The organism is Malonomonas rubra (assembly GCF_003247215.1).
Taxonomy (GTDB): Bacteria; Desulfobacterota; Desulfuromonadia; order Desulfuromonadales; family Geopsychrobacteraceae; genus Malonomonas; species Malonomonas rubra_A.
Window position 1 is genome coordinate 1 of the sequence record NZ_QKAP01000136.1, and the last position, 14961, is coordinate 14961.

Annotated in this window: 10 protein-coding genes and 1 pseudogene; 9 read left to right on the forward strand and 2 right to left on the reverse strand. The window is 55.4% G+C overall.

Annotation, left to right across the window (positions count from 1 at the left end; all coding sequences use genetic code 11):
- The 9 genes and pseudogenes from Q7J88_RS14145 to Q7J88_RS14185 all read left to right on the forward strand — a co-directional run.
- Positions 1–733: pseudogene (locus Q7J88_RS14145) on the forward strand (nitrite/sulfite reductase); the annotation flags it as partial.
- A gap of 66 nt (positions 734–799) precedes the next feature.
- Positions 800–3433 (forward strand): cation-translocating P-type ATPase, encoded by a 2634-nt coding sequence (locus Q7J88_RS14150; RefSeq protein WP_303722885.1) that lies wholly within the window; start codon positions 800–802, stop codon positions 3431–3433.
- Between the two features lie 173 nt (positions 3434–3606).
- The gene (locus tag Q7J88_RS14155) at positions 3607–6558 is read left to right on the forward strand and encodes an insulinase family protein (protein WP_303722886.1); all 2952 of its coding nucleotides are present in this window, start codon (positions 3607–3609) and stop codon (positions 6556–6558) included.
- Between the two features lie 60 nt (positions 6559–6618).
- Entirely contained in the window at positions 6619–8784 is a 2166-nt protein-coding gene (rlmKL, locus tag Q7J88_RS14160; RefSeq protein WP_303722887.1) for a bifunctional 23S rRNA (guanine(2069)-N(7))-methyltransferase RlmK/23S rRNA (guanine(2445)-N(2))-methyltransferase RlmL, read from the forward strand.
- Between the two features lie 2 nt (positions 8785–8786).
- Positions 8787–9203 (forward strand): HIT domain-containing protein, encoded by a 417-nt coding sequence (locus Q7J88_RS14165; protein WP_303722888.1) that lies wholly within the window; start codon positions 8787–8789, stop codon positions 9201–9203.
- 4 nt (positions 9204–9207) lie between these two features.
- Positions 9208–9813 (forward strand): penicillin-binding protein activator LpoB, encoded by a 606-nt coding sequence (locus tag Q7J88_RS14170; protein ID WP_303722889.1) that lies wholly within the window; start codon positions 9208–9210, stop codon positions 9811–9813.
- Positions 9814–9833: 20 nt separating this feature from the next.
- A complete protein-coding gene (locus Q7J88_RS14175) occupies positions 9834–11075 on the forward strand; it encodes a COG3014 family protein (protein WP_303722890.1) in 1242 nt (413 codons plus the stop codon).
- Between the two features lie 26 nt (positions 11076–11101).
- Positions 11102–11278, forward strand: coding sequence for a hypothetical protein (locus Q7J88_RS14180; protein WP_303722891.1), 177 nt, complete (start codon positions 11102–11104; stop codon positions 11276–11278).
- A 123-nt stretch (positions 11279–11401) separates the two neighbouring features.
- Complete coding sequence (locus tag Q7J88_RS14185) at positions 11402–12643, forward strand: GGDEF domain-containing protein (RefSeq protein WP_303722892.1); 1242 nt, start codon at positions 11402–11404, stop codon at positions 12641–12643.
- 162 nt (positions 12644–12805) lie between these two features.
- Here Q7J88_RS14185 and ettA read toward each other — a convergent pair whose 3' ends face one another.
- Both ettA and Q7J88_RS14195 read right to left on the reverse strand, forming a co-directional pair.
- Entirely contained in the window at positions 12806–14482 is a 1677-nt protein-coding gene (gene ettA / locus Q7J88_RS14190) for an energy-dependent translational throttle protein EttA (protein ID WP_303722893.1), read from the reverse strand.
- Positions 14483–14653: 171 nt separating this feature from the next.
- Complete coding sequence (locus Q7J88_RS14195; RefSeq protein ID WP_303722894.1) at positions 14654–14791, reverse strand: hypothetical protein; 138 nt, start codon at positions 14789–14791, stop codon at positions 14654–14656.
- Positions 14792–14961 lie beyond the last annotated feature (170 nt).

Sequence of the window (14961 nt, forward strand, 5' to 3'; positions counted from 1 at the left end):
AGAACTGTTGCCGTTAATCGAGGCAGTAATCAGAGTTTATTGCGCCAATGTCGCCCCCCCAAAAAGGCTGAAAACCTTGATTGCAGCTCTTGGGGAAGAGGCTTTTCGGCAGATCTTGGCTGAAGAGTTGGCCTCGGCGTCGCAAATTGCTTTTAACGATGCGTACCCGAAAAATCTGTTACCTGTCAATGAAGTGCAGAATGATCTGAAGATGATTATCCCGGTGTTTGCTGGGGAGCTGCCGGCATCGACGTTGTCCAAGCTGGTTACCTTGGCCGAGGATGCCGGGCTAGCGTATCTGCTGGTTACGACTGACCAGGATCTGGCATTGCTGCCGAACAGCCGGCACGAGCGAGAGCAGTTGCTCGGTGCACTAGCAGTGAGCTTTAAAGATCTTGATCTGCCTGCTTCCGTATTGCGGGTCTGCCCTGGCAGTCACGAATGCCGGATGGGACTCTGTGCGACACGTGATCTGGCCAGATCTTTACAAAAGAGGTTTGGTGCAGGTTTGTACAAAAAAACAGTGGCGATCTCTGGTTGCCCGAATTCCTGCGCTCAACCGCAACTGGCTGAAATTGGCATCATCGCTAGCAAAAGCATGAAGAATGACGACGGCAGTCGCAGTCCGCGCTTTGACCTGTACCGGCGCTTTGATGACGCTGGACTTGGTGACCGGGTTGCTGAAAAATTGACAAAGGAGGCGCTGCTCGACCTGCTTGCCGCGGAATTCTGAAAAAAATTCAAGGACAATCTGCTAATCTTTGATAGATGTTCATCATCTTTGGCGGCCGGGGGGGAAATGGATTACTATCAAACTCAGTTGGATGACCTCGTTCAGCAACTGGAAACTGGTTCCCACGGGCTCAGCGCAGATGAAGCCGAGAGGCGGCTGCTGAAGTACGGGCCGAATCGGCTGGAGACCAAAACCCGCCTAAACCCGCTGCTAATTTTTATCAGCCAATTTAGAAGTTTTATCATCTATATCCTGTTGTTCGCGGTCGTTTTTTCGGTGTTGATCGGCGAATATGTCGACTCGATCGTAATTTTAATTATCCTACTGGCGAATGCGGTTATCGGCTTTTATCAGGAGCTGAGTGCCCACAAGTCGTTGGAGGCGCTGAAAAAGATTAGCACAGTTCAAGCGACGGTGCTGCGTAACGGATATCCGCAGGTGATCGAGGCGAGCGAATTGGTGCCGGGAGATGTCGTCCAACTGAAATCGGGAGACCGAGTTCCGGCCGATTTGCGGATCATCGAGGCGGTGCAGCTTAAAGTCGAAGAGTCGGCCTTGACCGGCGAGAGCGTGCCGGTGGAGAAGTCAGCCGCGACCCTTAACCAGGTCGTGCCGCTTGGCGATCGACGCAATATGCTCTATTCGGCGACCACTTTGGTGACCGGCAACAGCCGCGCGCTGGTAGTGGCAACCGGGATGCAGACCGAGCTTGGCAAAATCACCGAGCTGGTCAAAGAAGCGGAAGAACTCCAGACCCCGCTACAGCGCCGGCTCGATCAGTTCGGCAGGAAGCTCAGTTATGTGATTATAACTATATGTTTGATTGTGTTTGCACTGTTCTTTTACAAGGATTATTTCGCCAATGGCTTTTCCAGTGAATCGTTCCTAGCCCTGATCTTGATCGCCATCAGCCTGGCTGTTGCGGCGGTGCCGACAGCGTTGCCAGCGGTGGTAACCATCGCTCTGAGTGTCGGGGTTAAACGCCTGCTCGATAAAAAGGCGCTGGTGCGGAATCTCTCCTCGGTCGAAACGCTTGGTAGTTGTGATGTCATCTGTACCGATAAGACCGGCACACTTACCGCCAACCAGATGACAGTTCGCTATGGCTGGACCGCTGCTGGCGAAGTTACGTTGGGTGGCACCGGCTATGTGCCGGAAGGGGATGTTAATGGGGCAGTGGTCGAGGAGTTGTTTGCTTGTGGCCAGCTCTGCAACAACGCATCGTTGCATCAGGGACAGGGGTACTGGCAGGTGACCGGCGACCCGACCGAGGCAGCGTTGCTGACCAGCGCGGCAAAGGTCGGGGTTACAGATATGCGTAGTCGGCGCACAGAGTTACCGTTCAGTTCCGAGCGGAAGCTGATGACTGTTCTGGTTGGTGAAGAGGGGAGCGAAGTCAGCTATTGCAAAGGGGCTCTCAATCAGTTGCTGGCACGTTGTAGCAACATTCTGGTTGCTGGGCGGGAGGAACCGTTAACAGATGCGTGGCGGCAAACGATTGTGCAGCAGAATGCACGATACGCCTCGCAAGCGTTGCGGGTGCTCGGTTTCGCCCGCCGGACTGGAAACCAGCTTTGCGAGCAGGAATTGACCTTCATCGGTTTGCAAGCGATGATTGATCCTCCACGGCCGGATGTGGTGGAATCGATACGGAAAACCAGGCAGGCGGGGATCCGGGTGATCATGATTACCGGCGATTACGACGAGACCGCTAAGGCGATCGGGAAAGAGATCGGTATCGAGGGGAAGTGTTTAAGCGGGGAAGAGTTGGCCGGGATGGATTTGCTGGCATTGCAGACTGCGCTACAGCAGGATGTCAATATCTTCTCCCGCGTCGCCCCGGAGCACAAACAGCAGATCATCGACGCCTTACAGCAGATGGGCAAGACGGTGGCAATGACCGGTGATGGCGTCAACGATGCTCCGGCTCTGAAGAAAGCGAACATCGGCGTTGCGGTCGGCAGCGGGACCGAGGTTGCCAAAGAGGCCTCCGACCTTGTGCTGCTCGACGATAGTTTTACCCATATCGTCAACGCCATCGAAGAGGGGCGGGGGATTTACGACAATATTCAGAAATCGATCATGCTGCTGCTCTCCGGCAATCTCGGCGAAGTGTTGATCATCTTTTGCGCAGCCCTGTTCGGCATGAACCTTCCGTTGACAGCAATCCTGCTGCTCTGGATCAATATGGTGACCGACGGTGCTCCGGCGTTGGCTTACAGCATCGATCCTTACGGGACCGATATCATGCAGCGCAAGCCGAAGCCGAGCAAGGAAGGGATGCTGCCGACGAGCAAACTGACACTGCTCGGCGTGCTCGGCACGGTCGGAAGTTTACTGGCGCTGCTTATCTTTCATCAGTATGGTGGAACCTCGGAGAGTGAAGCCGACTTAGTCCATGCCCAGACGATGGTGTTCAACTTCGTGGTTCTGTACGAAGTGATTCTCACCTTCATTATTCGCAATAGCTACCAGGTACCTTTTTTCGCCAACCGCTGGGTCTGGTCGGCGGGCCTGCTGTCCCTCTGTCTGCAGGCTCTGCTGATGTACACCCCGTTGGCGCCGGTGTTTAAAATAGTACCACTCGGATTCGCCGATCTGTTGGCCTTGTTGTTTGCTGGAGCCCTGTTTGCAGGGGTCGGCCTGATCTATCAACTTGTGGTACGTTGGCAGGAACAGGGGGTGGAAATTCACGGATAACGAATACATTTTGCACGATAGTTGCGGTTCTTGAGTGAATCGTATATCTTTCCCTAGCCACGCGGCTGCTGGAGAAAATCCGCTGCGGCAGTGGCAAACTGCGACTAACTTGGTTATCCTCTCCCTATGGCCTGTAACCGCAATTCAAGGTTTCCTTTCGACAGGATTTTAGTATGAGTGCACAGAAGTTAACCCCGGGACAGACGCTTTACGGTTTTACCGTTGAACGGATCGATCCGCTGCCGACAATTAATGCCACGATGATCCGCCTGCAGCATCAGAACACCGGGGCGCGTTTTATGCACCTTGAGCGGGAAGATGACAACCACCTGTTCGCGGTCGGTTTTCGAACACCGCCAGATGATTCGACTGGGGTTGCACATATTCTGGAACATACCGCGCTCTGCGGGTCGAAACGATTCCCGGTGCGCGATCCGTTTTTTTCCATGCTCAAGCGCAGCCTCAACAGCTTTATGAACGCGATGACCGCCAGCGACTGGACGCTCTATCCGTTCTCCAGTATGAACCGGAAGGATTTTCAAAATCTGCTAGAAATCTATCTCGATGCGGCCTTTTTCCCGAACCTGACCGAACGTGATTTCCGTCAGGAAGGTCATCGGCTGGAGTTCGCCGAAACCGATAACCCGCAGTCGCCACTTGAATACAAAGGGGTGGTGTACAACGAGATGAAAGGGGCGATGTCCGACCCCTCTTCGCTGCTCTCCCGGCGGCTGGGACGACACCTTTATCCTACCACCACCTACCGACACAATTCCGGTGGCGAGCCGTCCGATATCCCGAACCTGACCTGGCAGCAGCTGCGCGATTTTCACGCCCGCTACTATCACCCGAGCAATTCCTGGTTCTTCAGCTCCGGCAACCTTGACCTACCCACGCTGCTCGCCACGGTGGAAGACCGGGTGCTGGCGAGGTTTGAGCGTTTGGAACTGGACAGCGAAGTCCCCGCCGAACAATTACTGAAAGAACCGAAGCAGGTTACCGAACGCTATCCTCTTGATCAGGGGGAACTTCTGGAGAAACGTTCGATGGTGCAGGTCGCCTGGCTGGCCAACGACATCAACGACAGTTTCGAACGGCTGGCAATGTCGCTGCTCTCGACCTTGCTGCTCGGCAACCCGGCCGCGCCGCTCTACAAGGCGCTGCTCGATTCGGGCCTCGGAGCGAATCTTGCGCCGGGAGTCGGTTATCATGACGATAATCGCAGTACCTATTTTGCCGCTGGGCTTCAGGGAACAGATCCGCAGCAACGGGATGCCATCGAGGCACTACTGCTGGAAACGCTTGAGCAGGTTGCGCAAGAAGGTTTCTCGCGGGAACGGGTCGATGGCGTTATTCACCGGATGGAATTCTCCAACCGCGAGGTCACCGGCGACAGCTATCCTTACGCGCTGTTGCTGCTGATGCGGTTGATGGGCCCCTGGATTCATGGCGGCGATCCGTTAGCTGCGCTCAACTTCGATGAAAACCTGGAGCGGTTGAAGCGGGAGCTGGATCAGGGGCCGTTTTTTGAGAACCTGATCCGCCGTCGCCTGCTCGACAACCCGCATCGGGTTACCTTGTTGCTGCAGCCGGACACCGAATTAGGGCCCAAGCAGGATGCGCAGGTTCGGGCCGAGCTGGACAAGATCAGTGCCCGCTTGAGCGATGCGGAAAAACAAGAGCTGGTTGAGCAGGGCCTAGCGTTGAAAAAGGCCCAGGAAGAGCCGGAAGACCTCTCCTGCCTGCCGACCTTGGAGCTGAGCGATATCCCTCCCGAAGAACCGGCCGTCGCCGTGGAGCAGCAGCAGCTGCAAGGCGTCAACTGCTGCTGGTTCGATCAGCCAACCAACGGCATCGGCACTGTGGCGTTGAACTTCGGCCTGTCCGGGTTGAGCGAAGAACAGCTAAACTATCTGCCTATTTTCAGCAGCCTGCTGACCCAGGTCGGGGCTGGCGAGCGTGATTACCTACAGATGGCCGAGCGACTGGAGGCGGTCACCGGCGGGATATCTGCCCGCACTTCGTTGCTGGATGATCCGAACAACCTCGACGGTTACATCTCCAGCTTTGAGCTGAAAGGGAAAGCGCTGGTGCGCAACTGTCAGCCGCTGTTCGAGCTGTTGCGCGATGTGCTGTTATCTCCGGATTTTACCGATCAGGAACGGATTCACACAGTTTTGAATCAGCTGAAGGTTTCACTGGAGAACTCGGTTCCCCAGTCGGGACATACCTACGCCGCTCGCACCGCAGCCGCCTGCCTGTCGCCGATCGGCTGGTGGCGTGAGCAGTGGTCGGGGTTAAGCCAGGTGGCAGTGATCAGGAAGTTTGCCGCCAAGTCACCGGGGGAACTGAAGCCGTTGGCCGAGCAGTTACGGCAGATCGCCCGCCAGCTGTTCTGTCGGGCCGGAATGAAGGTGGCAGTAACAGTCGAACAGAGCAATTTTGAGCCGTTTCGGAGCGGACTGGCCGAATTGTTCAAACAGTTGCCGGAAGCGATTGAGAAAGCCGCTTGCCAGGATAGTCCGCTTGATTTGCAGCCGCAGCGGCAAGGGTTTGTCTGGTCCATTCCGGTCAACTATGTCACCCGGGTTTTCCGGGCCGTGCCTTATACCCACCCTGACAGCGCTGCGTTGACTGTTTTGTCGAAGCTGCTGCGTGCCGAGTTCTTGCACCGGGAAATTCGCGAGAAGGGCGGGGCATACGGCGGGCTGGCGAGCTACAACTCCGAAGCGGGAACCTTCTCCATGCTTTCCTATCGCGACCCGCACCTGCTGCGCACCCTGCAGGTTTATGACCAGGCGATCGAGTGGGCTACTAGTGGGAAGTTCAGCGCCGAGTCGCTCAAAGAGGCGATCCTGGCAGTCTTCAGCGATCTCGACAAGCCGCTTTCGCCGGCGGGGGCCGGGGCTCAGGAGTTCGCCAACCTGCGTCAGGGGATGACCCTGGAGATGCGCAACCGGATGAGAGCGAAGCTGCTGACGGTCGATGTCGCGGCTTTGTCGCGCGTCGTGCAGACTTATCTGCAGCAGGGACAGAGCGCTGTTTCTGTGCTTGCTGGTGAGGCCGCTTTGACCCAGGCCAATGAACAGCTTGGTGATCAGGCTTTGCAGCTACGGAAAATTTAGAGTTAAATCGTCGGAGCGACTCGCCAATTCGCTCCGACATTATTTTCAAGAAAGTTGTCGATGCCAAAACAACAATTTTTTACTACAGCCGCCCTCGGGTTAGAGCCCTTGCTGGCGGCTGAACTAATTGAACTGGGCGCTGCAGAGGTTAAGGAGGAGCGGGCCGGGGTGCGTTTCTCCGGTAGTCTGCAGACCGCTTACCGGCTTTGCCTCTGGTCACGCCTAGCCAGCCGGGTGTTGCTGCCGCTTGCTTCCTTTGCCGCCCTCGACACCGACAGCCTCTATCGCGAGGTGCAGAAGATTGACTGGTCGCAGCATTTTGCCGTGACGAGCAGCTTCGCCATCGATTGCACCACGGTGCGTTCCAGCATTACCCATTCCCGTTACGGTGCCCTGCGGGTTAAAGATGCCATCGTCGACCAGTTCCGGACTCGGAATGGCGAGCGGCCGTCGGTTTCGGTCGAGCAGCCCGATCTGCGCATCAACTTGCACATCCTCAAGGATCAGGCGACGCTCAGTATCGATCTTTCCGGTGACAGTTTGCACCGGCGCGGCTACCGGATCGACGGCGTGCATGCGCCGCTGAAAGAGAACCTGGCGGCGGCAATCCTGATTCGCGGTGGTTGGCCGGAAATTGCTGCCGCAGGGGGCGCGCTGGTTGACCCAATGTGTGGTTCCGGCACCTTGCCGCTGGAAGCCGCCCTGATTGCTACTGACACAGCACCGGGGCTGCTGCGCGATTATTTTGGCTTTCTCGGTTGGCGGCAGCATGATGGAGAGCTTTGGCAGCAGTTGCGTGAAGAAGCGTTGCAGCGTCAGCACGCAGGACTGCAGCACAAACAAGGCCCGATTGTCGGCTACGATACCGACGGCCGGGCGATCAAGTTTGCCTGGCAGCATGCGCAGAATGCCGGGCTAAACAAGCTGATCCATTTCGAAAAGCGCACCCTGCGTGAATTCAGCTCTCCGGCGGGAAGCGAGACTGGGCTGCTGGTTGCCAACCCGCCCTACGGCGAGCGGCTCGGGGTAGAAAGTGAACTGCCGGCTCTCTATAACCTGCTCGGTGAAAAGCTGGCAACCCAGTGTCGGGGCTGGAAAGCGGCGGTGATTACCTCAAACCCGCAACTGGGGAGGGCGATCGGTCTGCGCGCCGGGAAGATCAACACCCTCTATAACGGTGCGCTCAAATGTCAGCTGTTGCAGTTCGAGTTGGACGAAAAGAACCGCTGGCAGTCGTTGGCTGAGGGGGCCGGAAGGGCGGTGAAGAAGGAACTTTCGCCCGGTGCCGAGATGTTCGCCAATCGGCTGCGCAAAAATCTGAAGAAGTACCAGAAGTGGGCAAAAAAAGAGGGACTTGACTGCTACCGGCTCTACGATGCCGACCTGCCGGAATATGCGGTGGCGGTCGATATCTATGGCGACGAGGTGCATCTGCAGGAATACCGGGCACCGAAAAGTATCGATGCCAAGAAGGCCGCGCAACGCTTGCAGGAGGTGCAGGATGCCTTGCCGCAAATGCTCGATGTCATGCCGGACAAGATTCATCTGAAGGTGCGCCAGCAGCAAAAAGGAACCAAACAGTATCAGAAGCAGGCCAAGCGAGGCGTCCTCAAGGAGGTGCGCGAAGGGAACTGCAAGTTCCTGGTCAACCTGACCGACTATCTCGACACCGGGCTGTTTATCGATCACCGGCCGACCCGGCAGCTGATCCAGCAGTTGGCGGGCGGCACCCGGTTTCTTAATCTGTTCGCCTACACCGGAGCGGCGACCGTGCATGCCCTGGTCGGCGGTGCGATGGAAACCACGACTGTCGATATGTCGCGCACCTATCTGGAGTGGGCAGAGAAGAATATCGCCCTGAACGGCTTCGATCCGGATGATGAGGAGCTGATTCAGGCTGATTGCCTGGCCTGGCTGGATGCCGAGCAGGACAACCGGGCCGGCAGCTTCGACCTGATCTTCCTCGATCCGCCGACCTTTTCCAACTCCAAATCGATGGACGGCAACTTCGATATCCAGCGCGATCATGTCGAACTGCTGCGTAACGCAATGAAGTTACTGGCGGCAGGGGGGACGCTGATCTTTTCAAATAACCTGCGTAATTTCAAAATGGATCTAAAGACGTTGGCCGAACTGCAGATCGAAAATCTCGGCAATCGCACCATCCCCTACGATTTTGAACGCAACCCGCGGATTCACAATTGCTGGTTGATCCGAAGGAGTTAGCCATGTTCGAACTCGATCCACGCTTGCAGAACGATTGCATCATGCTGGGGGACTTCCCGATCTCCCGATTATTGTTGTTCAATGATTCGACTTACCCTTGGTTCATTCTGGTGCCGCGCCGCAAGGACATCAGCGAGGTCTACCAACTGAACGGGGAGGACCAGCGCGAACTCTGGCAGGAGTCGGCACTGCTTGGACGCTGGATGTCAATGACCTTCCAGTTTGATAAACTGAATATAGGTGCGTTGGGCAATATCGTTCGGCAATTGCATCTGCATCATGTCGGCCGCAGCACCACCGATCCGAGCTGGCCGGGGCCGGTCTGGGGGCAGCATCCACCTAAGCCTTACGCTCCTGACGAGATCAAAAAAATCAGCCAACAGGTCAGAAACGATCTGGCCGGATTTATGGGAGATTAAAGCGATGAAAAAGAGACTGCTGTTTTGGGGCGGACTGTTCCTGCTCCTGTTTCTGGCGGGCTGTTCAGTGACGACTCGGGAGGTTGCGCCGGACGAAAAGGTGATTTACGACGAAGGCTACCATTTCTCCGATAAGAAGGCGATTGTCGATGATATGGTCCACTCGCTGCTCAGCAACCATCCGCTGGTGCGCGCGACCGGTCGGCCGGTGCTGATCGTCTACGGCATCGCCAACCGGACCAGCGAGCATATCTCGACCTCGGGAATCAGTGATGACATTCGCCAAACGCTGGTGCAGAGTGGTAGGGTGCGCATGATCAACGAAACCCAGCGCAAGAACATCGAAGCAGAAACCAGCTATCAGTATGGCGGCAACGTCGCCGCCGAAACCCGGATCCAAAAGGCAAAACAGGTTGGGGCCAGCTACATGCTGACCGGCACCCTTCGCTCGATCCGCAAAAAAGAGGAGCCGCAGTTTCGCCTGACCAAACACACCCTGCAGTACTACAGCCTGAACATGGAGCTGACCGATATCGAGAGCGGACTGATCGAATGGGCCGACAGTACCGAAGTGATCCGCGAGGCTTCGAAGCCGTTCATCGGCTGGTGATTTGACAACAGGACGTTTTCGTGAGCACTGTTGCAAGCAAAGCCGGGCTGGCACCTTTGGGTCGGTCCGGCTTTCGTATTTTTCTCCTCTGTGTACTGTTGATCGGGCTGTGCGGTTGTGCCGGCAGGTTGAACAAGGCAGCTGAGCAATTTTATGCCGACCAGCCGGAAGCCGCGCTGTCGCTTCTTGAGCGGGGGGACTGGTTCGGCAAGCGCAACCAGCTGCTGTTCCAGATGGAGCGGGGAGCGGTCTTGCATCAACTCGGTCGCTATCGGGAAAGCAGCGAAGTCCTGTTGCAGGCCGCCGCGCAGATTGAAGAATTTGAGCGGCTCAGCCTCAGTGAGCAACTCGGCAGCCTGGTAACCAGCGAGTGGTTGCTGCGCTACAAAGGGGAGTACAGCGAACGGCTCTGGGTGCATACCTACCAGATGATGAATTTCCTTCTGCTCGGCGAGTACGAAAGCGCGTATGTTGAGGCAAGGCAGGCGCTGGAGATCTATTTACGTTATCCGCAGGCGCTCAAGAGCGATTATTTCACCCGCGGGTTGATGGCGCTCAGCTTTGCCAATGTTGGGGAAGACAACGATGCCAATCTGGTCTATCTCCGGCTGGCGGAAGATTTGCCTTCCATGACTCCGGTAGCTGCTGATCTGGTGCAGCTCGGCAACAGGCTTGGTTTGATCGATGAGGTCAAACGGTTCGAAGCGAGCCTGCCCCAGCCGTTGCCAGAAGGTGACGGGGAGCTAGTGTTGTTTATTGCCACCGGCCGGATCCCGAAAAAGAGGCCGGGCAACGTGGTTGTGCCTCCGTCGATCCGTTTCTCCTTTCCGTACTATCCCGACTCTCGAATTGCGGCGGTACAGACCCGGTTGTTGCCGGCTCATCCGCAGCTGCCCCAGTTGTCGACCGATCTGGCCGCTATCGCAGCGCAATCGTTGGAACAGCGCAAGGTGGCAATTATCGCCAAGGAAACGGCGCGAGTGGCGGCCAAGGAAGCGATCTCACAGAATGTTGGCAATGAACATGGCCGAGCTGCAGAGGCGGTAGTACGGGTCTCCCTGTTCCTGCTCGAAGAACCGGACACCCGCTGCTGGCAGACATTGCCGGGGCGCCTGACGCTGGTCCGCGTCCCGTTACCGGCGGGCCAACACAGTTTGCGCCTTCGGTTGAGTGGTGGTGGCTTGTTCAGTGCCCCGGAAATCGCTTTGCCAACCTTTCAGTTGCGACCGGGGCAGAGGTTTTTTTACTCACTACGGCTATAATCTGATATCTGGCGGAAAAAGGGGGTATGGCTAAACAGCTGACGATCAACCTCTCAATTGATTCTTCGCTGGTCGACTATTTCATTCAGGCTGGGCATGAGGATGAAGACCATGTCGCCGACTGTCTGGTCGATTTTTTTACTTCTTTTCTAAACGATACCCGCTGGGAGCAAAACGGGCCGGGACAAGGGAGATCGCGCTGAAATATAACCTGCGGGCGTTTTCCGACCCGATTTTCTGATCATGTTTTCTAGGGTACTTTTTTCTTGATTTCAGCCAACTAGTAGATAATAATTAATAGATTGTAATTTTTTGTGGGGGGCAGTGTGGCTGAACACGAAATATTTTCTTTGAACCGTCTCGATCGGGATCCAAATAACCTTTTGCGACTGCTGGTCATTATAGGGATGGCCGCGATGCTGGCCATTCTGTCCTTGACTGGCATCGGTATTTATCGTCAGGCGGTGGGAGACGTGCTGCACACTGCGGAGGACGACGCTGTTCGGATCGCCTCCGTTATGGTCGAGGAACATAAAGAGTATCTGTTTAGTCGCGGGGCAGACAATGTCGCTCTCAACCCGGACGGGATAGCACTGTTCAATGAGCAAGTTCGCAAGTTCCTTCACCCTTTCGAAATAGTCAAGATCAAGGTCTTTGACCTGAACCGGGTTATTGTCTATAGCACCGACGCGCAAATCATTGGCAAACTGGTTGTCGAGAATCCCCGTCTCGACCGGGCTCTGAGTGGCTGGATTGATTCCCAGCAGGAAAGAAAAGACAAGGTTATTGACTTGGCGGAAGAGCAGCGTTTCGATGTTGATGTCGTTGAGACCTATCTGCCTATCTACAATGCGGATAAACAGGTTGCTGGCAGCTTTGAACTTTATCTCGATGTTACCCGTTATCGCCAGGAAATTAACCAGCGTGTGACTGTTTCGCTGCTGATCCTGGGATCCATCCTCCTGTTTGTTTTCGCGCTTTCCTACGTAGTTGTCTATTTAGGAGCCAGACAGTTGAAAAATCTCCTTCTCCGGCTTCAGCAGATGGCAATTAGCGATCCACTGACCGGAGCATTCAATCGCGGAGCGATTCTCAACCGGGCAGATGAAGAACTGTCGCGTATGGAGAGGCGTAGTGCAATAGAAACCGGTAACAGTCTTGGCGTCATTATGATTGATTTGGACCATTTCAAAAAGATCAATGATACTTATGGGCACCAGGTCGGTGATCAGGTTTTATGTGAAATGAGCCGGCGGGTTGGAAATTGCCTGCGGGAATACGATATTTTTGGACGCTACGGCGGGGAGGAGTTTCTTGCGATCATTCCTGACGTAGATTTTCCAGGGGCATTGGTGTCAGCAGAACGGATTCGCTTTGAATTGACCAAGGCACCATTTATCTGTAGTAACCACACGTTGGCCATAACGGCAAGCTTCGGAGTGACCTGTTGTTATAATCCGGTGGAAGGAATCAAAAACGCGTTACGGAGGGCTGACGAGGCTCTTTATCAGGCTAAAGAAGAGGGGCGTAACCGGGTCGTAGGGCGGGACTGCTCTGCCGACGTTTAGGGTACGCCACGGACCAATAAGGTGGGGCTTTCCCCAAAATCGGTAATTGTGATGTCCAGTGGTTTGCTCGTCGGCATCCTGATCTATTGTTTGCGAGATAGAAATAGAAAGGCTCCCCACTATTGCAAGTGGAGAGCCTTCTTTCGTTGTTGCTAGCAAGTTTTACTGCCGGATCAAGTCACGGTACTTGATCCGATGCGGCTGATCGGCATCCTTGCCGAGCCTTTTTTTGCGGTCTTCTTCGTATTCCGAATAGTTCCCTTCGAACCAGACCACCTGTGAATCGCCCTCAAAGGCGAGGATATGAGTGGCTATTCTGTCCAAAAACCAGCGGTCGTGGCTAATCACCACCGCGCAGCCGCCGAAGTTCTCCAGACCTTCTTCCAATGCCCGCAGGGTGTTGACGTCGAGGTCGTTGGTTGGCTCGTCGAGCAACAATACGTTCGCTTCCTCGCGCAACATTTTGGCAAGATGCACCCTGTTGCGCTCCCCACCGGAGAGCACGCCGATCTTTTTCTGCTGGTCGGAACCGGAAAAGTTGAAACGGGCGACGTAGGCGCGACCGTTGACCGACTGTCCGCCGAGCATGATCTGCTCCTGACCGCCGCAAACCTCCTCGAAGATGGTTTTGTCGGAGTCAAGTTCGCGCCCCTGATCGACATAGCCTAGTTGTACCGTTTCGCCGACCACGAAGCTTCCGGAATCGACCGACTCTTGGCCGGTGATCATCTTGAAAAGGGTCGACTTGCCTGCGCCGTTGGGGCCAATGACGCCGACGATGCCGCCCGGTGGCAGGTGGATGTTGAGGTTATCGATCAACAGCTTGTTATCAAACCCTTTGCATACCTTTTGTGCTTCGACCACCACATTGCCCAAACGTGGACCTGGCGGGATGTAGAGTTCGAGCTTCTTCTCTTTTTCTAGCCCTTCGTTGCCAAGCAGCTTCTCGTAGGAGTTGATCCGCGCCTGGGATTTGGCATGTCGCCCTTTGGGGCTCATGCGGATCCATTCGAGCTCTCGTTGCAGGGTTTGCTGGCGCTTGCTCTCCGCTTTTTCCTCTTTGCGCAGCCGCTCCTTTTTTTGTTCCAGCCAGCTGGAGTAGTTGCCTTTCCAAGGGATGCCATGGCCGCGGTCTAGTTCGAGAATCCAGCCAGCGACGTTGTCGAGAAAGTAACGGTCGTGGGTTACGGCAATGACCGTGCCCTGGTAGCGCTGCAGATGCTGCTCCAGCCAGGCGACGGTTTCGGCGTCGAGGTGGTTGGTCGGCTCGTCGAGTAGCAGGATGTCCGGTTTGCGCAACAGCAAACGGCAGAGTGCGACGCGTCGCTTCTCACCTCCAGAAAGTACCTTGACCGGGGTGTCGGGGGCCGGGCAGCGCAGAGCCTCTTCGGCCAGCTCAAGGCGGGAGTCGAGATCCCAGGCATCGGCAGCATCCAGCTTATCCTGCACCTGTGCCTGACGGGCGAGCAGTTTGTCCATGTCGCAGTCCGGATCGGCGAAGGCGTTGTTGATCTCCTCGAATTCGGCGAGCAGGTCGACCACCTCTTGCACACCTTCCTTGACCACTTCGCGGACTGTTTTATCGTTGTTAAGTCGTGGTTCCTGCTCCAGGTACCCAACACTGTAACCTTCGGAGAGCACCGCTTCACCGTTGAATTCCTTGTCGACTCCGGCCATGATCCGCAGCAGGGTCGATTTGCCGGAACCGTTCAGGCCGAGCACGCCGATCTTGGCGCCATAAAAGTAAGAGAGGGAGATATCCTTGATGATCGGTTGCTTGTTGTGATGCTTGCTGACCTGCATCATCGAATAGATGACTTTTTTTGTGTCTTCGCTCATGCCACAATCCTTTTATCGGTGAAGTCGTAACTTCAAAATGAATTGCGACTGTATAGCACTTTAGGGTGTTTGATCGCAAGTAGCAGGGTGGCGTGAGCTTCAGGTGAGGGCCCTATGGTCTATCTTACTCAGGTTGTTGAGGAAATTGCGGGTAAGCCGTTGTTGTAACTCCTATGATCCGTTGTTGTAACTCCTATGATGTTCATAGGCGGTGATGACTGCAAGCCTTGGAATGCCAGGGGTATTGACCAGGTACTCGCCGCCAAGTTGCGCGTGCTGCTGAATGATGGCCCATTCTTTATCGGTCACCGCACTTTCCTTCTACAGGATTTCTGTAGAAACGAAAAATTTGCCGATGTCATGCAGCATTGCCGAAAGCCCGATTTCGTAAAGCAGCTGCCCTTCAAACAAGAGCATCTTTGCCTGAGCGATATTCAACACACAGACGTTGGTGGAGTGGGTATAAGTGTATCCATCGA

Coding starts and splice junctions, on each gene's coding strand:
- ettA (WP_303722893.1), bottom strand. CDS start 14,482: ATGAGCGAAGACACAAAAAAAGTCATCTATTCGATGATGCAGGTCAGC.
- Q7J88_RS14150 (WP_303722885.1), top strand. CDS start 800: ATGGATTACTATCAAACTCAGTTGGATGACCTCGTTCAGCAACTGGAA.
- Q7J88_RS14165 (WP_303722888.1), top strand. CDS start 8,787: ATGTTCGAACTCGATCCACGCTTGCAGAACGATTGCATCATGCTGGGG.
- Q7J88_RS14155 (WP_303722886.1), top strand. CDS start 3,607: ATGAGTGCACAGAAGTTAACCCCGGGACAGACGCTTTACGGTTTTACC.
- rlmKL (WP_303722887.1), top strand. CDS start 6,619: ATGCCAAAACAACAATTTTTTACTACAGCCGCCCTCGGGTTAGAGCCC.
- Q7J88_RS14170 (WP_303722889.1), top strand. CDS start 9,208: ATGAAAAAGAGACTGCTGTTTTGGGGCGGACTGTTCCTGCTCCTGTTT.
- Q7J88_RS14180 (WP_303722891.1), top strand. CDS start 11,102: ATGGCTAAACAGCTGACGATCAACCTCTCAATTGATTCTTCGCTGGTC.